Raw genomic sequence first — 16,283 nt, forward strand, 5'->3', positions numbered from 1 at the left:
TGGGCCTACAAGAACGCCTACGACTCCAGCGACCACCGCACACAGGCCCTCACCGGCTGGCTAGACTTCTACAACCACCGCCGCAACCACAGCGCACTCGGAGGACGAGCACCCATCAGCAGATGTAACCAACCTGCTGGCTGAGTACAACTAGGCCCTGGCGCTCACAAAGAATGGACATGTCCTCCCTTATCCGGAGGACATGTCCATTTTTTGTGCCCAGGACCGGGCCGGCGGCGGGCAGGTCCGCGGGACATGCTCATTTTTCAGGCTCAGGACCGGACATTTGGGGAATATGTCCAGGCCTGGGCCCGTGGGGAGGGCATGTCCCCCCCAAATGTCCCCCGGAGGGCCCGACGTCGTCCGCAAACACCAACGCGGGGCCACCGCGGACTCTCCCCACTGCTGGAGACAGGCCGTCCGTGACCCCGCGCCGGGGTACTGGAAGCCGGGGTACCAGAAGCCGGGGTACTGGAAGCCGGGGTTGGAGAAGCGGAGCGGCTAGGACGCGGCCGCGCTGGTGTAGGTCTGCTGGATGACGCTGCCCCAGTACGGACCGTACATCGTGGTGGAGTTGCTGCCGTAGCCGTAGCTGTTGATGGAGTTCTGGTAGCCCGAGGCGCTGGTGCCGATGAACCACGGACCGCCCGAGGAACCGCCGGTCATGTTGCAGGGGATGCCCTGGGTGTTGAACTGCGGGTTGTAGGGGTCATTGGTGGCGGTGCCGGAGCAGCTCTTGAGGGACTCGCCGTTGAAGGGCGCCGCGGCGGGGTAGCCGAAGGACTTGTAGCTCAGGCCGCGGGCGGCGTTGAACTGCAGCCCGGAACCGCCAACAACGTCGCTGAGGTACCGGCCGTTGAGCGTGGACATCACGGCGAAGCCGGTGTCGTAGGTCATGTCGCCCGAGGCGCTCCATTGGGTGGGGGCGTACAGTGCCTTGGCCGTCCACTTGCCGTAAGGCGCGGAGCCGTTGAGGTACGCCGGGACGAAGGTGAACTTGGTGGCGAAGGCGCCGGGACCCTCATTGACGCAGTGCCCGGCCGTGGTGACCGTACTCTTGTTGCCGGTGGCAACCGAGTTGCCGGAGCAGACATAGTTGGTGCCGCCGAGCGTGAAGAAGACCTTGCCGATGTGCGGCACCGGGGACTCACTGGCATTGGCCTTGGTCTGGATCGTGGGAGACTGCAGTGCCGTGGACTGCTGCGTCGGCGCCGTCGGCTCGACCGTGCTCGGGGCGGCACCCTCCAGCGGTGCCGCCGCGGACGGAGCGGACTTGACGGACTTGGCCCGCTTCATGGCCTTCTCTGCCAGGACGTCACCCGGGACGGCGTTGCGCATGCGGTCCGCGGTCCAGTAGTCGGCGGCGCCCGTGTCCGTGACAGTGTGGCTTGTGACGTCGGACGCGGAAGCCGGTGCCTTGGCTGGCGCGGGGGTGGCCGCGGCCGCCCCCGCGGCACTCAGGGCCAGCAGGGCGGCAGCCGAAAGGGTCAGCAGGCTGGTGGCCAGAGTCTTGGGTGTTCTCATGGTGTCCTAACCGGTGGAGAGCGGGGCGGCCGCCGCTGGCGGCCGCTGGATGGGTACGAAACTACGGCAACTTGACTAATCCGTAAGTTTTTTGTCAATTCTTGTTATGTCCCGTTGCGGTGTCACGTCCGCGGCCGGGCACGACGCCGGTAGGCGCCAACGGGGGCACCTCGGGTAAGTTAGGGGGTGTTGAGATAACACAAGATTCCGGAAATACCCAGACCTTCAGGGAGACGCCCGCGCAATGGCAAAGATTATCTATACCCACACCGACGAAGCGCCGATGCTGGCCACCTATTCGTTCTTGCCGATCATTGAGGCCTTCGCCTCGACGGCCGGTGTGGAAGTGGAGACCCGCGACATCTCGCTGGCCGGCCGCATCATCGCCGCATTCGGCGACTACCTCACCGAAGAGCAGCGCGTCAGCGACGCCCTGGCCGAGCTTGGCGCCCTTGCCAAGACGCCGGAAGCGAACATCATCAAGCTGCCCAACATCAGCGCGTCCGTGCCCCAGCTGAAGGCTGCAATCGCTGAGCTCCAGAGCCAGGGCTACGCCCTGCCGGACTACCCGGACAATCCCTCCTCGGATGAGGAGACGGACATCCGGTCCCGCTTCGACAAGATCAAGGGCTCCGCCGTGAACCCGGTCCTGCGCGAGGGCAACTCCGACCGCCGCGCCCCGCTCTCGGTCAAGAACTACGCCCGTCAGAACCCGCACAGCATGGGCGCGTGGTCGCCGGAGTCGAAGACCAACGTCGCCCACATGGAGGCCGACGACTTCCGCGCGAACGAAAAGTCGGTGGTGATCGACGCGGACACCAACATCAAGATCCAGCTCGTCAAGGCAGACGGCACGGTCAAGGTCCTCAAGCGGGCCTTCCCGGTCCTGGCCGGCGAGGTCATCGACGGCACCGTGATGCGCGCCGCCGCCCTGGATGCTTTCCTGACGGATCAGGTTGCCCGGGCCAAGGAGGAGGGCGTGCTGTTTTCCGCCCACCTGAAGGCCACCATGATGAAGGTTTCGGACCCGATCATCTTCGGCCACGTCGTCAAGGCCTACTTTGCCGATCTCTTCGCCACCTACGGCGAGCAGCTCGCCGCCGCCGGCCTGAGCCCCAACAACGGCCTGGCTTCCATCCTCAACGGCCTCGAGGACCTCCCCGAGGAGATCCGCGGCGACGTCCAGGCAGCCATCGAAAAGGGCCTCAACGAGGGCCCCGAGCTGGCCATGGTCGATTCCGACAAGGGCATCACCAACCTGCACGTGCCCTCCGACGTGATTGTCGACGCCTCGATGCCGGCCATGATCCGCAGCTCCGGCCACATGTGGGGTCGCGACGGCCAGGAAGCCGATACGCTCGCCGTCCTCCCGGACAGCAGCTACGCCGGCATCTACCAGGTTGTCATCGACGACTGCCGCGCCCACGGAGCCTTCGATCCCACCACCATGGGCACCGTCCCGAACGTCGGCCTCATGGCCCAGGCCGCCGAGGAATACGGCAGCCACGACAAGACGTTTGAGATCCAGTCCGCCGGTACCGTCCAGATCGTCGACGACGCCGGCACCGTGCTGATCGAGCACCAGGTCGCCCCGGGCGACATCTGGCGCGCCTGCCAGACCAAGGACGTGCCGATCCGCGACTGGGTCAAGCTGGCCGTCACCCGTGCCCGCGCCTCCGCCACGCCCGCCATCTTCTGGCTGGACAAGAGCCGCGCGCACGACGCCCGGATGATCGCCAAGGTGGAGGAGTACCTCAAGGACCACGACACCGAGGGCCTGGAGATCGCCATCATGTCCCCGGACCGGGCCACGGCCGTCACGGTCGAACGGCTTCGCAAGGGCGAGGACACCATCTCGGTGACCGGCAACGTCCTCCGTGACTACCTCACGGACCTCTTCCCCATCCTGGAACTCGGCACCAGCGCCAAGATGCTCTCGGTGGTGCCGCTGATCAACGGCGGCGGCCTGTTCGAGACCGGTGCCGGCGGATCCGCGCCGAAGCACGTCCAGCAGCTCCTTAAGGAAAACCACCTGCGCTGGGACAGCCTGGGTGAATTCCTCGCCCTGGCCGTGAGCTTCGAGCACCTCGCCACCAGCACCGGTAACGCCCGGGCCCAGATCCTGGCAGACACTCTGGACCGCGCCACCGGCACGTTCCTGTTGGAGGACAAGTCCCCCAAGCGCAAGGCCGGCGAGCTGGACAACCGTGGCAGCCACTTCTACCTGGCCAAGTTCTGGGCCCAGGAACTGGCGCGCCAGAATGACGACGCCGAGCTGGCCGCCGCTTTCGCCGCCGTTTCGGCCTCGTTGGACTCCAACGAGGGGACCATCACCGGCGAGCTTCTGGCCGTCCAAGGTTCCCCGGTCGACATCGGAGGCTACTACCGCCCGGACACGGCCAAGGTCTCCGCTGTCATGCGCCCCTCGGCGAAGTTCAGTGAAGTCCTCGGGATGCTGACCAAGTAGCCTCTCCGGCGCTGACCCACCGCCCAGCCGGCTGCCGCGCACAGCGGACAGCAGAACGCCCCGCTTCCCGAAAGGGATGCGGGGCGTTTTACTGCCCGTCCGGCAGCGCAAACCAGCCAGATTAGTGTGAGTGCCCGGTCAGCGCTGCTGGTCCTGGCCGAAGGGCGGCTCGGGGGCAAGGTCGGGATCGGCGTCCACGCGCTCGAAGGCCGGCTCCGCGCCGTAGCCTACTTCTTCCTGGAGCGGCACGGCGGTCGTGGCGCCAGGCGCAACTCCATCCACGCGTCCGCGCCATCCGCCCGTCTCGGCGCCGCGCTCTTCGATGAACTGCTTGAATTTCTTCAGGTCGGCAGCAACCTGACGGGAATCAAGGCCGATGGCCGCGCCGATCTTTTCCGCAGCCGAGTCCGGCTCCCAGGTCAGCTCGACGTTCACCTTGGTATCGGCCCCGCCGAGGTCCTCGAACCAGACGGTGCCGGCGTTCCGTGGTTCATCGAGGCTTTCCCATGACACGCGCTGGTCCGGTTCCTGCGTAGTGATCCGCGCATCGTACTCACGCCGGACCCCGCTGATGCTGGTCCTGAAATGGACAGTGGTGTCGTCCAGCTGACTAACCGATTCCACGCCGCTCATGAAGAGCGGAAATTCCTCGAATTGCGTCCACTGGTTGTAGGCCTGGCTTAGCGGAACATTGACTTCGATGGATTCCTGAACAGTTGCCATGCAGGCGTCACTCCTTCGATTGGCGTTTCTTGTCGTTGACCGGCCTAAAGCCGTTCCTCCACGCTAGCGGGCTTCCACCGAAATAGTAAGCAGACTGACGATGGTGACGCGGAGGCGGCCTGAAATGCTGCGGAACCCGGGGCGGCAACTGCTCCGCGGCGCCTCAGCCCTTCCCTTTCCCCTTCGGTTTGCCCTTCTCGCGAGGTGCCGGAGCCGGTGCCGGGGCGGCCGCCTGGGCCGCGGCGGCCTGTTCAGCCGCAGCTTTAGCCGCAGCCGCCTCTGCCTGGGCCTTCTGGGCCGCGGCCGCCTTGGTCGCAGCCGCTTTTGCCGCGGCCGCCTTCTCTGCAGCCGCATGGTCGGCTGCGGCGCGTGCTGCCGCGGCGGCCGCCTGCTGCGCGGTGAGGTCGGCGCGGACGGCGTCGATTGCGGCCTTGATGCTCTGGTGGCGTTTGAAGGACACCTCGCCGTTGGCGGCGGCAGCGTCCAAGCGTGTCAGCAGCCCGTCAAGGAGCTTGAGGGACCCGGCAGGATCGTGCGCGGCAGCTGCCTGGCTGACGGACAGCACCTGGGCTTGCAGCTGGGTGGCGGCGTTGCGGTCCAGTTCCGGTGCGGGGGATCCGCAGGCCGCCAGCGCCCCGGCCAGCGTCCCGGCCAGCAGCACGCCGGCCAGGAGCCCTGCGGGCGTCCGGTGGCGGGAACCGAAGCGGCCCTGCTGGATGGTTCGCGGCCGGCTCATGGTTCCACGCTCTTCTGTAGATCGTGCAGGTGATCGCCGAGCGGTCCGGAGACCGCGGGGTAGGGGACGACGTCGGGAGTGCCGGGGGCAGAGAGCGAAACCGCGATCGCTGCCGCGACAGCAAGCACAGCCATCACGGCGAGTACCAGGGCCAGGCGCGTGCGGAGCCGGGCCCTGGCAAACCACGCGGTTCCGCGGGAAATCGAGGGACGACGGCGTGGCTTCGCCGGCAGGGCGTCCGGGGCCGGCAGGCTCAGCGGGCGGGTTTCCGACGCCGCTCCTGACATCGAAGGCAGCGAATGCCGCGGTGGCCTCGCCGGCGGGGCCGGGAGAACCCGCGTGGATTCCTCCTTGATGGGCCCCGGCAGCGACCCGGGGGACACGAGGGCAACGCGCAACGCCGTCTCGAGTTCGGCAGCCGACGGGCGGTCCAGCGGGTCGAGGGCGGTCATGGCCCGGATCAGCCGGGCCCACTCGGCGGGAACCGCGTCCGGAATGGCCGGCGCTCGGTGCAGGCGGGCGACGGCGGATTCGACGGCGCTCCCCGGGTACTCCACCTCGCCTTTGAGGCACTCGAGGAGGACCAGCCCCAGGGAGTAGATGTCACTCGCCGGGCCGAGGTCGGCGCCGCGGGCCTGTTCCGGGCTGAGATACGCGGCGGTTCCCACCATGGTCCCCGTGGCGGTAAGCCGGGTGCCGTCGATGATGCGGGCGATACCGAAGTCTGTGAGCTTGGGCCGAAGCGGCTCTCCCGGCCGTACCGGTACCAGGAGGATGTTGGCGGGTTTGATGTCCCGGTGGAGGATGCCGAGGCCGTGGACGTAGGCGAGGGCGTCCGCGATCCCTGCGCCGACCACGGCCAACTCGTCCAGCGGCAGCGGACTGTGGCGAATCCTGGTCCGCAGGTCCTGGCCGTCCACGAGTTCCATGGTCAGGAAGGGCCGGGGCTCATCGGGAATCCGGGTGTCTGTGCCGGCGTCGAAAAGCGTCACGAGGCTTGGATGGTTCAACGTGGCCAGGAGTTCGATTTCGGCCTCCTGACGGCGAAGCTCGTCAGGATCCGCCGACTGCGGTGCGAAGAGTTTCAGCGCCACGTTGCGGCGCAGGTTAAGGTCCTTGGCTGTGTAGACCGAGGCCATGCCGCCCCGGCCGATCACCTCACCCAGCTGATAGCGACCGCCCAGGGGCTCGGCCGTGACGCTGTTGGGCGAACTTTCCACGATGTCCCATACCTTCCGTATGCGCACCGGCGGTGCTCCTAAAGAATGATAAGGGTAATTAGTATCCACTTGTGTTCAGTGCGGCAGATCTGTCCAGTGCGGCAGACGCCCCGGCCCCGGCAACGAAGCGCATTGCCAGACCGGCCGCTCATCCGCAGGGGTCCCTCCGCCGGAGCCAGTGGATGCCGTTCGGTCCCCCAGCGGACCCAACGACCTGGCTCCGGCGGTTCAGGACCTCGACGGGAGCGGTGGCAGTCGTTACGGCGGGCGCGGCCTGCACCCGGGGCGCGGCTGCGGGCGGGAGCGTTCCGGGTCTTCGGGGGCGCGTCGCCCTTTTCGTGCGGGCCTGGAGGTGGATCGCGGCGCCACGGCCCGTGAGGAAGCAGATGACGTTGCCGCGGATGACAGTGCCGCGGAGGATGACAGACGGGGGAGCGGGACAGCGGACAGGTCCGGCTCTAAGGGGAATAACCTGACTGGAAGTGGGGTGCCGGAATCCCGGCAGTGGACGGGCGAATCCATGGGGAGCTCTCCTGGGTGACTGTGAACGGGCGGCCAAGGCAGCCCGCGGGGCCGTGCTCTGTGGAGGCAGAGACGGCCCGACTAGTCAGGAGAAGAACCGGGATCAGCGCAGACGGCAGCGTAAGCGTGCTGGAGCGGACCGCTGATGGCGTCGGCCCCGGCTGGAGGCAGGCAGAAGCCGAGGCCCGGCAGCCATGCCGCCGTCCCGGCGGCCCCGTTGGCAGAGTGCCCGTTGCCGGACCCCGAGCCCGGGGCGGCAGGAAGCGCGTCAGGGGCAGGTCCCCCCGTGCCGCCGTGCCAAGGACTCGGACCCGGCCCTCCGGGGGGAGCCGGCGGTCCCCCCGAACCCGCACGGGGTTCCGCCGGAGGGGCAGCGCCAGCCGCGGGCTGATCCGCCGACGGCGGCCCGGTCGCCAGCCACGGGGAATCCGTCAGCGGCGCAGCCAGAGGTGGGTATGTCGAGAGCGGGACCGGCATCTCGGGGCGCACGAGGGAGGCAGCCGACGGTTCGAGCCTTGCTGTTTCGGGCTTTGATGTTTCGGCCGCGCTGGCTTTGGCCGTGCCGGCTGTCGTGGTGTCGGCTGTCGTGGTGTCGGCTTTCGTGGTGCCCGCCGCGGGGGCATGCGCCGGCGGGGATGCGCCGACGGTGGCCGCCGGAGTGGTCGTCGGAACGCCGCCCGGGAGCTGGCCGCCGGGCTGCGGGGCGCCCGGAACGGGAGCCGGGGCAGGAGGGGCCACCACCGGCGGAACAATGCCGGGGTTCGAAACGGTGGGGTCCGGAACCGCGGGGACCGAAACGGTGGGATCCGGAACGACGGCGACCGGGACTGCCGGGACTGCCGGGACGGGCAGGGGGGCAGGAGGGTTCTGCACCGGAACGGTTACCGGCGGGGTGGTCCCTGCTGCGGGTGCGGGCACGCCGGGAGCCGCCGGACCAGTGGCGGGCGGTGCCTCGTCGGTGTCTGGAACCGGAACGGCGGTGCCGGGTTCAGTGCCTGCCACAGAAGGACTCGGGACTGGAACGGCGCCCGCCGCCCAGCTGGCCGCCGGGGCCGGACCCGTGCCGGGAGACACGTGGGCTCCGTCAAGGTCGGGGAGGGGGAGGTCGTCGGCGTCCCTGCAGGCGGCGGCAACCACGCGCTCGCCGGAGTCGTCGGCAGGCCCGTGGACCGCGCACGTGTCATCCGCCTGCGCGGCTGTTGCGGAGAGTGTCAGCCACGCGGCACCCGCGACGGCGGTCAAGAGCACGCGGCGGAGGGTGCGGCCCGCGCGGGAGGCCGCCGCTGCTGGAGCCATGGACGCACCCCCCCCGCTTCAGAAAGTCTGGACGAATGCCTTCAGGGTAAGTCGGCCCCGCAGGCGAGTCCAGAGCGGAGCCGAAACTGTACGCATACCGAGACCCGCGCTACCTGCGGGATTCGCCGCCCGAGGGGCCGTGGTCAGCGGGCGTCGTTCGGGTAGCTCACGCCGAGTTGCGCGCGTACGCCGTCGAAGAGCCGCATGGTGTTCAGGGAGTCCTCCAGGGGCATGACCGGGCTCTCGGTGAGCCCCTGCTGGATGCACCGCGTGACCTCGCGGAGCTCGTAGGTGTAGCCGCGCCCTACCACCGTGAACTGTTCGGTGCGGAGATCATCGAAGCCGATCCGGATCATTAGTTCCTTCGGGTTGTTGATGGAGCCGGACGTCTGGAGGTAGCCCTCGCTGCCGGCGACAGTGGCGGTGCGCGGCCCGTGTGCCAGCAATGACGAGGTCAACTGGGCCTGCGCGCCGTGGTGGTAGCCGAGGGTCAGGGCGTTCTGGGCGTCGACGCCGTCGTCATTGAGCCAGCCGGTGGCGCTGACCGTTTGCGGAAACCCCAGGGTGCCGAGGGCCCAGAGCAGGGGATAGACCGTCAGGTCCAGCAGGGCCCCGCCGCCGTCCTTGGGTGCCCAGAGCCGGGAACCGGGCGAGTAGGGTGCCGGGAAGCCGAGGTCCGCGCCCACCCACTTGACGTCACCGATCTCGCCCGAAGCGGCGATGTCGAACGCCCGCTGCATGCTGGGCAGGAACCGGCTCCACACGGCCTCCATGAGGAACAACCCGTTGTCCCGGGCCACCGCGATCAGCTCGGCGGCTTCCCGGGCGTTCACAGTGAGGGCCTTCTCGCACAAGACGTGCTTGCCCGCGTTGAGGGCGGCCAGGGCGATGTGATGGTGGTGGGCGTGTGGGGTGGCGACGTAGACGACGTCGACGGCGGCATCGGCGAGCAGGCGGTCGTAGCCGGCCACGCCGTCCTGGTCTCCGTAGGCGCGGACAAAGCCGTAGTCGGCCGCGGATGCGTCGGCGGCCGCCTGGGTGCGGGAACTGACGGCGTAGAGTTCCGCGTCCGCCAGCAGCTCGAGGTCGCGGGTGACCGCAGCAGCGATCCCCCCGGTGGCGATGACGCCCCAGCGCAGCCTGGTGCCGGTGGCTGTGCGGGGATCCTGGTCCGGCTGGGTGAACAGCCACGGCTTCGCGATGAGGGCAGACATGGTGCCATCCTCTCACCCAGCTGCGGGAGGGACGGGGTTTTGGGGGCGGGATCTGCGGGAGGGATGGGGTTTTGGGGGCAAGAGCTGCGGGAGGATCGGACGGGGGATCCGCCCGCAGCGCCGCCGTCAGCCGGTGACGGCCGCCGTCGCCGGGGTCCTGACCGTTTCCTCGGTGAGCCGGCCCTGCTGGAGCCGGAAGCGACGGTCCGTCTTGTTGGCCAGGGCCCGGTCGTGGGTGACCACGAGGATGGTGGTGTTGTGGTCCCGGCTCAGTGTGCTGAGCAGGTCAATGATGTGCTCGCCGGTCTGCTCGTCCAAGTTTCCGGTGGGTTCATCGGCCAGGATCAGCTTGGGTTCGTTCGCCAGCGCCCGGGCGATCGCCACCCGCTGCTGCTCGCCGCCGGAGAGCCGGTTGATGCGCCGGCCGTGCTTGTCCGGGTCGAGCTGGACCTGTTCGAGCAGCTGCCTGGCCCGTGCCAGGCGGGCGGCCCTGCGCACTCCGGCGAACTCCATCGGCAGCATCACGTTGTCCACGGCCGAGAGGTTAGGGATCAGGTTGAACTGCTGGAACACGAAGCCGATGTCCCGGCGCCGGTACTTGGTCAGCTTTCCGTCCGGCATGCTGGCCAGGCTCACACCGTTGACCACCACATCGCCGCTGGTGGGCTTGTCCAGGGCGCCCAGCAAGGACAGCAGCGTGCTCTTGCCGCTGCCGCTCTTGCCCACGATCGAGGCCAGCGTGCCCTGCTCGAGCTCGAAGCTGACGTCGTTGACCGGCTTGATGGTGCGGTCGCCGGACTTGAACGTGCGGACCAGGTTCTTGACTTCGATCATGGCTATTCTCCTCGGAGGACTTCGATGGGACGGATGCGCGCGGTGAGCAGCGCCGGGACCAGGGCGCCGATGATGGCGACGCCGAAGACCGCTGCGATGCCCGCGCCAATAACCTCGGGGGAGGCGCTCGCCGTCACGGAGGTCAGCAGCTGGCTGGCTCCGCCGAAGGGTCCACCCTGGCCGCCGGGGAAGCCGCGCCGGCCGGTGCCCGCGCCCGTGCTGCTGCTGGAGCTGATGAGGGCGCTGGCGATGCTGCCGCTGGCCAAGGAGGCGACGGCGGCACCCACCACACTGCCGAGGGCCACCAGTACGAGTGCCTCAAGCACGAACTGCAGGCCGATGGTGCGGTTGGGGGCGCCGATGGCCTTCAGGACGCCGATCTCGCGGCGGCGTTCACGGACCAGCATGACCATGATCAGGAGGATGATCAGGCCGGCGGTTCCGAGTGCCGCGACGAAGGCGATGAAGGAAATATTCTTGACGCTGTCCAATGAGCTGATGGCGGTCTGCAGGTTCCGCTGGCCCTGGGTGACGTCGGCCTTGTCGGAGCCGAGCGCCTTCTGCAGGGCGGTCTTGGCGGCGTCAACGTTTTCCATGCTGTTGACCGTGACAATCATGGTGGACAGTTCATTCGGCAGCGCGGCGAGGGTCTGGGCGGTCGGCAGCGTCAAGTAGATGGCATTGTTGCCGAAGGCGGTGCCGGCGTCGAACAATCCCCGGACGGTGAAGGCCTTGTCCCCGATGGTGAAGGTGGAGCCCACGTTGAGGCCGTTTTTCTCTGCCAGTGTGGTGCCCAGCAGTGCGCCGGTGGACGCCGCGGTGTAGTTGCCCAGGCCGGTGCCCTTGGTCAGCTGCAGCGCCTTGCCGTCAGAATCCACCTCGGCGCCGATGCCGGTCGCGGAGATGGGCAGCGAGAATTTCGGCGCGGCCTGGGTGGTGCTGCTGCTTCCGGCAGTGCCTTGGTTGCGGTTGCCGAGCGTGCCGGCGTCGACGGCGGACGTGAGGCTCGTGGTGACGGGGGTGGCTGACTGGCCGCCGGGGCCGCCCTGGCCTGTCCGGCCGGATGCGGCCTGGGCCGCCACCTCGGCGGCGTTGCGCAGGCGCAGGGCCTTGGTGCCGACCACGCTGCTGATGTTGGGAACGGTAGCGGCCTTGGCCGCCTGCGCCGCGGTCAGCGGCTCGCCTCCGCCTTCGAAACCTTGGCCGCCGGCCGGGTTAACGGTCAGGACCGTGCCCACCGAGGCATTGAGCTCGGCGACCTTGCCGGTGACGGCCTGGTTGGCCACGAGCATGGCCAGGGCCAGCCCGATGGCTACGGCCAGCACGGCCACCACGGCGGCGGTCCTGACCTTGTTTCGAAAGGCGTTGCCTACACTTCGGGCAAGGACGCTCACGGTACTCCTAGTTTTTCTTGGGTGTCTCTTGCCGGACGAAATGTCCGGCGACTGGTCTAACAGTGGTACGGGCTCCTGTGCGAACCTCCCTGAGAACCTTTGTGTTCGCTGTGAGGCGTTGCCTGGGGCAACGGACGCCGCCCCGCCGGAGGCAAAACGACAGAGGCAAAACGCTGCAGGCAACGCAAGAGCCCCGGCCCTCCCTTGCGGGGGAGCCGGGGCTCTTGTTTGGCAGGTGCCGGACGGGCTGGCGCCTGTTCGGCGAGTGCCTGTTCAGCTAGATCCTGGAAAGGAAACTACTGCTTGGTGATCGGTCCGAGTACCGGATCGTTGACGTAGGCCGTGTGGACGTTGTCCTTGGTTACGACGACCGGCTTCAGCAGGTACGCGGGAACAACCTTGACCTTGTTGTTGTAGGACTTGTCGTCGTTGATCTCAGGCTTCTTGCCGGCCTGGATGTCGTTGACCATGGTGATCGCGTGCTCAACGAGCGCGTTGGTGTCCTTGTTGATGGTGGAGTACTGCTCGCCCGCCATGATGGACTTGACCGACTCAACCTCGGAGTCCTGGCCGGTGACAACCGGGATCGGCTTGCCGGCGGACTTGACGGAAGTGATGATGGCGCGGGCCAGGGTGTCGTTCGGGGACAGCACGCCGTCAAGCGCTGCGCTGCCGTAGGTGCCGGCGAGCAGGGTGTCCATGCGCTTCTGGGCGTTCTCCGGCTTCCAGCCCTGGGTAACGACCGCGTCGAAGGTCTTCTGGCCGGAGAGGACCTTCAGGGTGCCGTCGTCGATCTTCGGCTGCAGGACGCTCATGGCGCCGTCGAAGAAGACCTTCGCGTTGGCGTCATCGGGGGAACCGGCGAAGAGCTCGATGTTGTACGGACCCGAGGGCTTCTTGGCCTTCATTCCGTCCAGCAGCGCCTGGCCCTGGAGTTCACCGACCTTGAAGTTGTCGTAAGCCACGTAGTAGTCCACGTCCGGGGTGTTCAGGAGCAAACGGTCGTAGGCGATGACGGTGGCGCCGGCATCCTTGGCCTGCTTGAGCTGGGTGCCCAGCTGCGCACCGTCGATGGCGCCGACGATGATGACCTTGTCGCCCTTGGTGATCATGGCACTGATCTGGTTCTGCTGATCCGCAACGCCGCCGTTGGCGAACTGCACATCCGGCTTGTAGCCGGCCTTGGTGAGGCCGTCGTTGAACAGCTGCTCCGCCAGGACCCAGTTTTCCGAGGTCTTCTGGGGCAGTGCCACGCCGATCGAGGAGCCCTTCGGGAACGCTTCGCCCCCGGAGGAGGAACCGCTGGTGGTTCCGGTGTCGGAACGACCGCAGGCCGTCAGCGCCAGTGCCGCAATAGCAGCGATCGCTGCTGCCTTTCCTGCTGTACCAATCATTCGCATTGCTTGGTTCACTTTCTTTTGGTGGTGTGGGGAGAAATCGGGGAATCGTGGACCAGGGGAGCCGCTCAGGCTCCCTTGGAGATGACCTCTTTGGTGGATGTGGTCTCGTCGGCCTTGATCTCGTTGCTGCGGCTGAAGTTCTTCATGAGCAAGCCCACGACGGACCGCTTGCCCTGGGACTTGTTGTAGACGTCGAACGCAACGGCGATCAGGAGCACCAGGCCCTTGATGATCTGGGTGAGGTCGGCGCCGACGCCAAGCAGCTGCAGGCCGTTGTTCAGCACGGCCATGACCAGGCCGCCGATGATCGAGCCGATCACGGTACCCACGCCGCCGGTGACCGCGGCCCCGCCGATGAAGACGGCCGCGATGGCGTCCAGTTCCCAGCCGACGCCGTCGAACGGGCCGGAGGCGGTGGAGCGGCCGACGAAGATCATGCCGGCGAGGCCGGCCAGGAGGGACATGTTCATCATGACCAGGAAGTTGACCTTCTTGGACTGGACGCCGGAGAGTTCGGCGGCATGCCGGTTTCCGCCGACGGCGTAGATGTGGCGGCCGATGACGGTCCTGGAGGAGATGAAGCCGTAGATGAGGACCAGGACGGCGAGGATCAGGCCCGGCACGGGGAAGGAGGTGCCCGGCCGGCCGGTGGCGAAGAGGTAGGTGGCGTAGAGGATGGCGCCGCAGATCAGGACCAGTTTGAGGATCATGACCCACGCTTCGGAAACCTCGGCGCCGAGGGCCTTGGCGTTGCGGCGGGCGCGGATCTCGCTGAAGATCACAAACGCGATGCCGAGCAGGCCAATCAGCATGGTGGGGTTGTTGTAGCCGGTATTCGGTCCAAACTCATGGAGGTAGCCCGAGCCGATGTACTGGAAATCCTCGGGGACGGGGATGGTGTTCGACTTGCCGACCAACTGGTTGGCGCCACGGAAGATCAGCATGCCGGACAGCGTGACGATGAACGCTGGAATGCCGACGTAGGCCACCCAGAATCCCTGCCAGGCCCCGATCAGGATGCCCAGCCCCAGCCCCATCAGGACGCCGATGTACCAGGGCACTCCCCAGTCGCGGATGAAGAGGGACACGCAGACGCCCACGAAGGCGGCGACGGAACCGACCGAGAGGTCGATGTGCCCGGCGATGATGACCAGCACCATGCCGATGGCGAGGATCAGGATGTAGGAGTTGCCGTTGAAGAGGTTGATGACGTTGCCCGACGTGAGCGTGCGGCCCTCCGTGAAAATCTCGAAGAACACGATCAGCGCAACCAGGGCGAAGATCATGCCGAATTGGCGGGTGTTGCCGCCAAAGAGCTTCTTGAGCGCGTTCATTGTTTCAGTCCTTGTGTCCGGGGTGTTCGGATTATTCTGGTTGGTCCCAAAGGATCAGGCGGTTTTGCGGGCGGACGTCATGAGTTTCATGAGGCTTTCCTGGCTGGCTTGGTCTTTGTCCAGCACGCCGGTGATGGCGCCCTCGAAGATCGTGTAGATCCGGTCCGAGAGCCCCAGCAGTTCGGGCAGTTCCGAGGAGATGACGATGACGGCCTTGCCCTGGTTGGCCAGGTTCTGGATGATGCCGTAGATCTCGTACTTGGCCCCGACGTCGATCCCGCGGGTGGGTTCGTCCAGGATCAGCACGTCCGGGTCGGTAAACATCCACTTCGCCAGCACGACCTTTTGCTGGTTGCCGCCGGAGAGCTTCGCGACGCCTTCCTCCACGGAGGGCGTCTTGGTGCGCAGCGACTTCCGGTATTCCTCGGCGACGGCGTATTCCTTGTTCGCGTCCACCACAAAGTGTTTGCTGATCTTGCGCAGGTTCGCCGAGACCGTGGTGGCCTTGATGTCATCGAGGAGGTTCAGGCCGAGGGACTTGCGGTCCTCCGTGACGTAGCCGAGCCCGGCGTCGATCGCCTGCTTGACCGAGCGGAGCTGCAGTTCCTTGCCCTCCTTGTAGACGTGGCCGGAGATGAAGCGGCCGTAAGAGCGGCCGAACACGGACCGGGCCAGTTCGGTGCGCCCTGCTCCCATCAGCCCGGCGAAGCCGACGATTTCGCCCCGGCGGACGAAGAAGCTGGAGTTCTTGCAGACCAGGCGATCCTGGATCTGCGGGTGCCCGACGTTCCAGTTCTTGACCTCGAACAGGACGTCGCCGATCTTCGGCTCGTGGTCCGGGAACCGGGATTCCAGCGTCCGGCCCACCATGCCCTTGATGATGCGGTCCTCGTCGACGCCGTCGGCTTTGACGTTCAGGGTCTCGATCGACTTGCCGTCGCGGATGATCGTGATTTCATCGGCGATCTGTTCGATCTCGTTGAGCTTGTGCGAAATGATGATCGAGGTGATGCCGCGGCCCTTCAGGCCCAGCATGAGGTCCAGCAGGTGCTGGGAATCGGACTCGTTCAGCGCCGCCGTCGGCTCGTCCAGGATCAGGAGCTTCACCGACTTGTTCAGGGCCTTGGCGATCTCGACCAGCTGCTGTTTGCCGACGCCGATCTCCTTGATGGGGGTGTCCGGGTCCTCGCGGAGCCCCACCCGGGCCAGCAGCTCGATGGACCGCTTCCGGGCCTCGGTCCAGTCGATCACACCGCGCTTGGTGGGCTCGTTGCCGAGGAAGATGTTTTCCATGATCGACAGTTCCGGGATGAGCGCGAGTTCCTGGTGGATGATCACGATGCCGGCGTGCTCGCTGGCGCGGATGTCCTTGAATTCCTGGACTTCGTTCTGGTAGACGATGTCGCCGGTGTAGGTGCCGAAGGGATAGACCCCCGAGAGCACCTTCATCAGGGTGGACTTGCCGGCGCCGTTTTCGCCGCAGATGGCGTGGATCTCGCCGGCCTTCACCCGCAGGCTCACATCGGCCAAAGCTTTAACGCCGGGGAACTCTTTGGTGATGGAGCGCATCTCAAGGATTAGCGGATCACTGTGCGTGTTGAGGGACGTCATCTGCCCTT

The 16,283-nt window shown here is 66.9% G+C and carries 13 protein-coding genes; 2 read left to right on the forward strand and 11 right to left on the reverse strand.

Annotation, left to right across the window (positions count from 1 at the left end; translation table 11 throughout):
* A partial coding sequence (locus AB4Y72_RS02425; protein WP_441424938.1) for an integrase core domain-containing protein occupies positions 1-144 on the forward strand: 144 nt, incomplete at its 5' end.
* 357 nt (positions 145-501) lie between these two features.
* On the opposite strand, the gene AB4Y72_RS02430 is transcribed toward AB4Y72_RS02425, so the two are convergent.
* Positions 502-1,524, reverse strand: coding sequence for a trypsin-like serine peptidase (locus tag AB4Y72_RS02430; RefSeq protein ID WP_441424586.1), 1,023 nt, complete (start codon positions 1,522-1,524; stop codon positions 502-504).
* Between the two features lie 244 nt (positions 1,525-1,768).
* On the opposite strand from AB4Y72_RS02430, the gene AB4Y72_RS02435 reads away from it, so the two are divergent.
* A complete protein-coding gene (locus AB4Y72_RS02435; protein ID WP_441424587.1) occupies positions 1,769-3,991 on the forward strand; it encodes an NADP-dependent isocitrate dehydrogenase in 2,223 nt (740 codons plus the stop codon).
* A 138-nt stretch (positions 3,992-4,129) separates the two neighbouring features.
* Here AB4Y72_RS02435 and AB4Y72_RS02440 read toward each other — a convergent pair whose 3' ends face one another.
* The 10 genes from AB4Y72_RS02440 to mmsA form a co-directional block, all read right to left on the reverse strand.
* Positions 4,130-4,714, reverse strand: a complete 585-nt coding sequence (locus tag AB4Y72_RS02440; RefSeq protein ID WP_441424588.1) for an SRPBCC family protein — start codon at positions 4,712-4,714, stop codon at positions 4,130-4,132.
* A gap of 163 nt (positions 4,715-4,877) precedes the next feature.
* The gene (locus tag AB4Y72_RS02445; RefSeq protein ID WP_441424589.1) at positions 4,878-5,450 is read right to left on the reverse strand and encodes a mucin-associated surface protein; all 573 of its coding nucleotides are present in this window, start codon (positions 5,448-5,450) and stop codon (positions 4,878-4,880) included.
* Positions 5,447-6,673, reverse strand: a complete 1,227-nt coding sequence (locus AB4Y72_RS02450; RefSeq protein ID WP_441424939.1) for a serine/threonine-protein kinase — start codon at positions 6,671-6,673, stop codon at positions 5,447-5,449. The genes AB4Y72_RS02445 and AB4Y72_RS02450 overlap by 4 nt, the downstream gene beginning before the upstream one ends.
* A 600-nt stretch (positions 6,674-7,273) precedes the next feature.
* The gene (locus AB4Y72_RS02455; RefSeq protein ID WP_441424590.1) at positions 7,274-8,488 is read right to left on the reverse strand and encodes a hypothetical protein; all 1,215 of its coding nucleotides are present in this window, start codon (positions 8,486-8,488) and stop codon (positions 7,274-7,276) included.
* A gap of 143 nt (positions 8,489-8,631) precedes the next feature.
* A complete protein-coding gene (locus AB4Y72_RS02460; protein WP_441424591.1) occupies positions 8,632-9,702 on the reverse strand; it encodes a Gfo/Idh/MocA family protein in 1,071 nt (356 codons plus the stop codon).
* A 126-nt stretch (positions 9,703-9,828) separates the two neighbouring features.
* Positions 9,829-10,536 (reverse strand): ABC transporter ATP-binding protein, encoded by a 708-nt coding sequence (locus AB4Y72_RS02465; protein ID WP_441424592.1) that lies wholly within the window; start codon positions 10,534-10,536, stop codon positions 9,829-9,831.
* 2 nt (positions 10,537-10,538) lie between these two features.
* Positions 10,539-11,930 (reverse strand): ABC transporter permease, encoded by a 1,392-nt coding sequence (locus AB4Y72_RS02470; protein ID WP_441424593.1) that lies wholly within the window; start codon positions 11,928-11,930, stop codon positions 10,539-10,541.
* Between the two features lie 296 nt (positions 11,931-12,226).
* Positions 12,227-13,330 (reverse strand): substrate-binding domain-containing protein, encoded by a 1,104-nt coding sequence (locus AB4Y72_RS02475; RefSeq protein WP_441424594.1) that lies wholly within the window; start codon positions 13,328-13,330, stop codon positions 12,227-12,229.
* Between the two features lie 65 nt (positions 13,331-13,395).
* Positions 13,396-14,664 (reverse strand): multiple monosaccharide ABC transporter permease, encoded by a 1,269-nt coding sequence (mmsB, locus tag AB4Y72_RS02480; RefSeq protein ID WP_441424595.1) that lies wholly within the window; start codon positions 14,662-14,664, stop codon positions 13,396-13,398.
* Positions 14,665-14,718: 54 nt separating this feature from the next.
* The gene (gene mmsA, locus AB4Y72_RS02485) at positions 14,719-16,275 is read right to left on the reverse strand and encodes a multiple monosaccharide ABC transporter ATP-binding protein (protein ID WP_441424596.1); all 1,557 of its coding nucleotides are present in this window, start codon (positions 16,273-16,275) and stop codon (positions 14,719-14,721) included.
* Positions 16,276-16,283: the final 8 nt, after the last annotated feature.

The organism is Arthrobacter sp. YAF34, from assembly GCF_052113245.1.
Classification (GTDB): Bacteria; Actinomycetota; Actinomycetes; order Actinomycetales; family Micrococcaceae; genus Arthrobacter.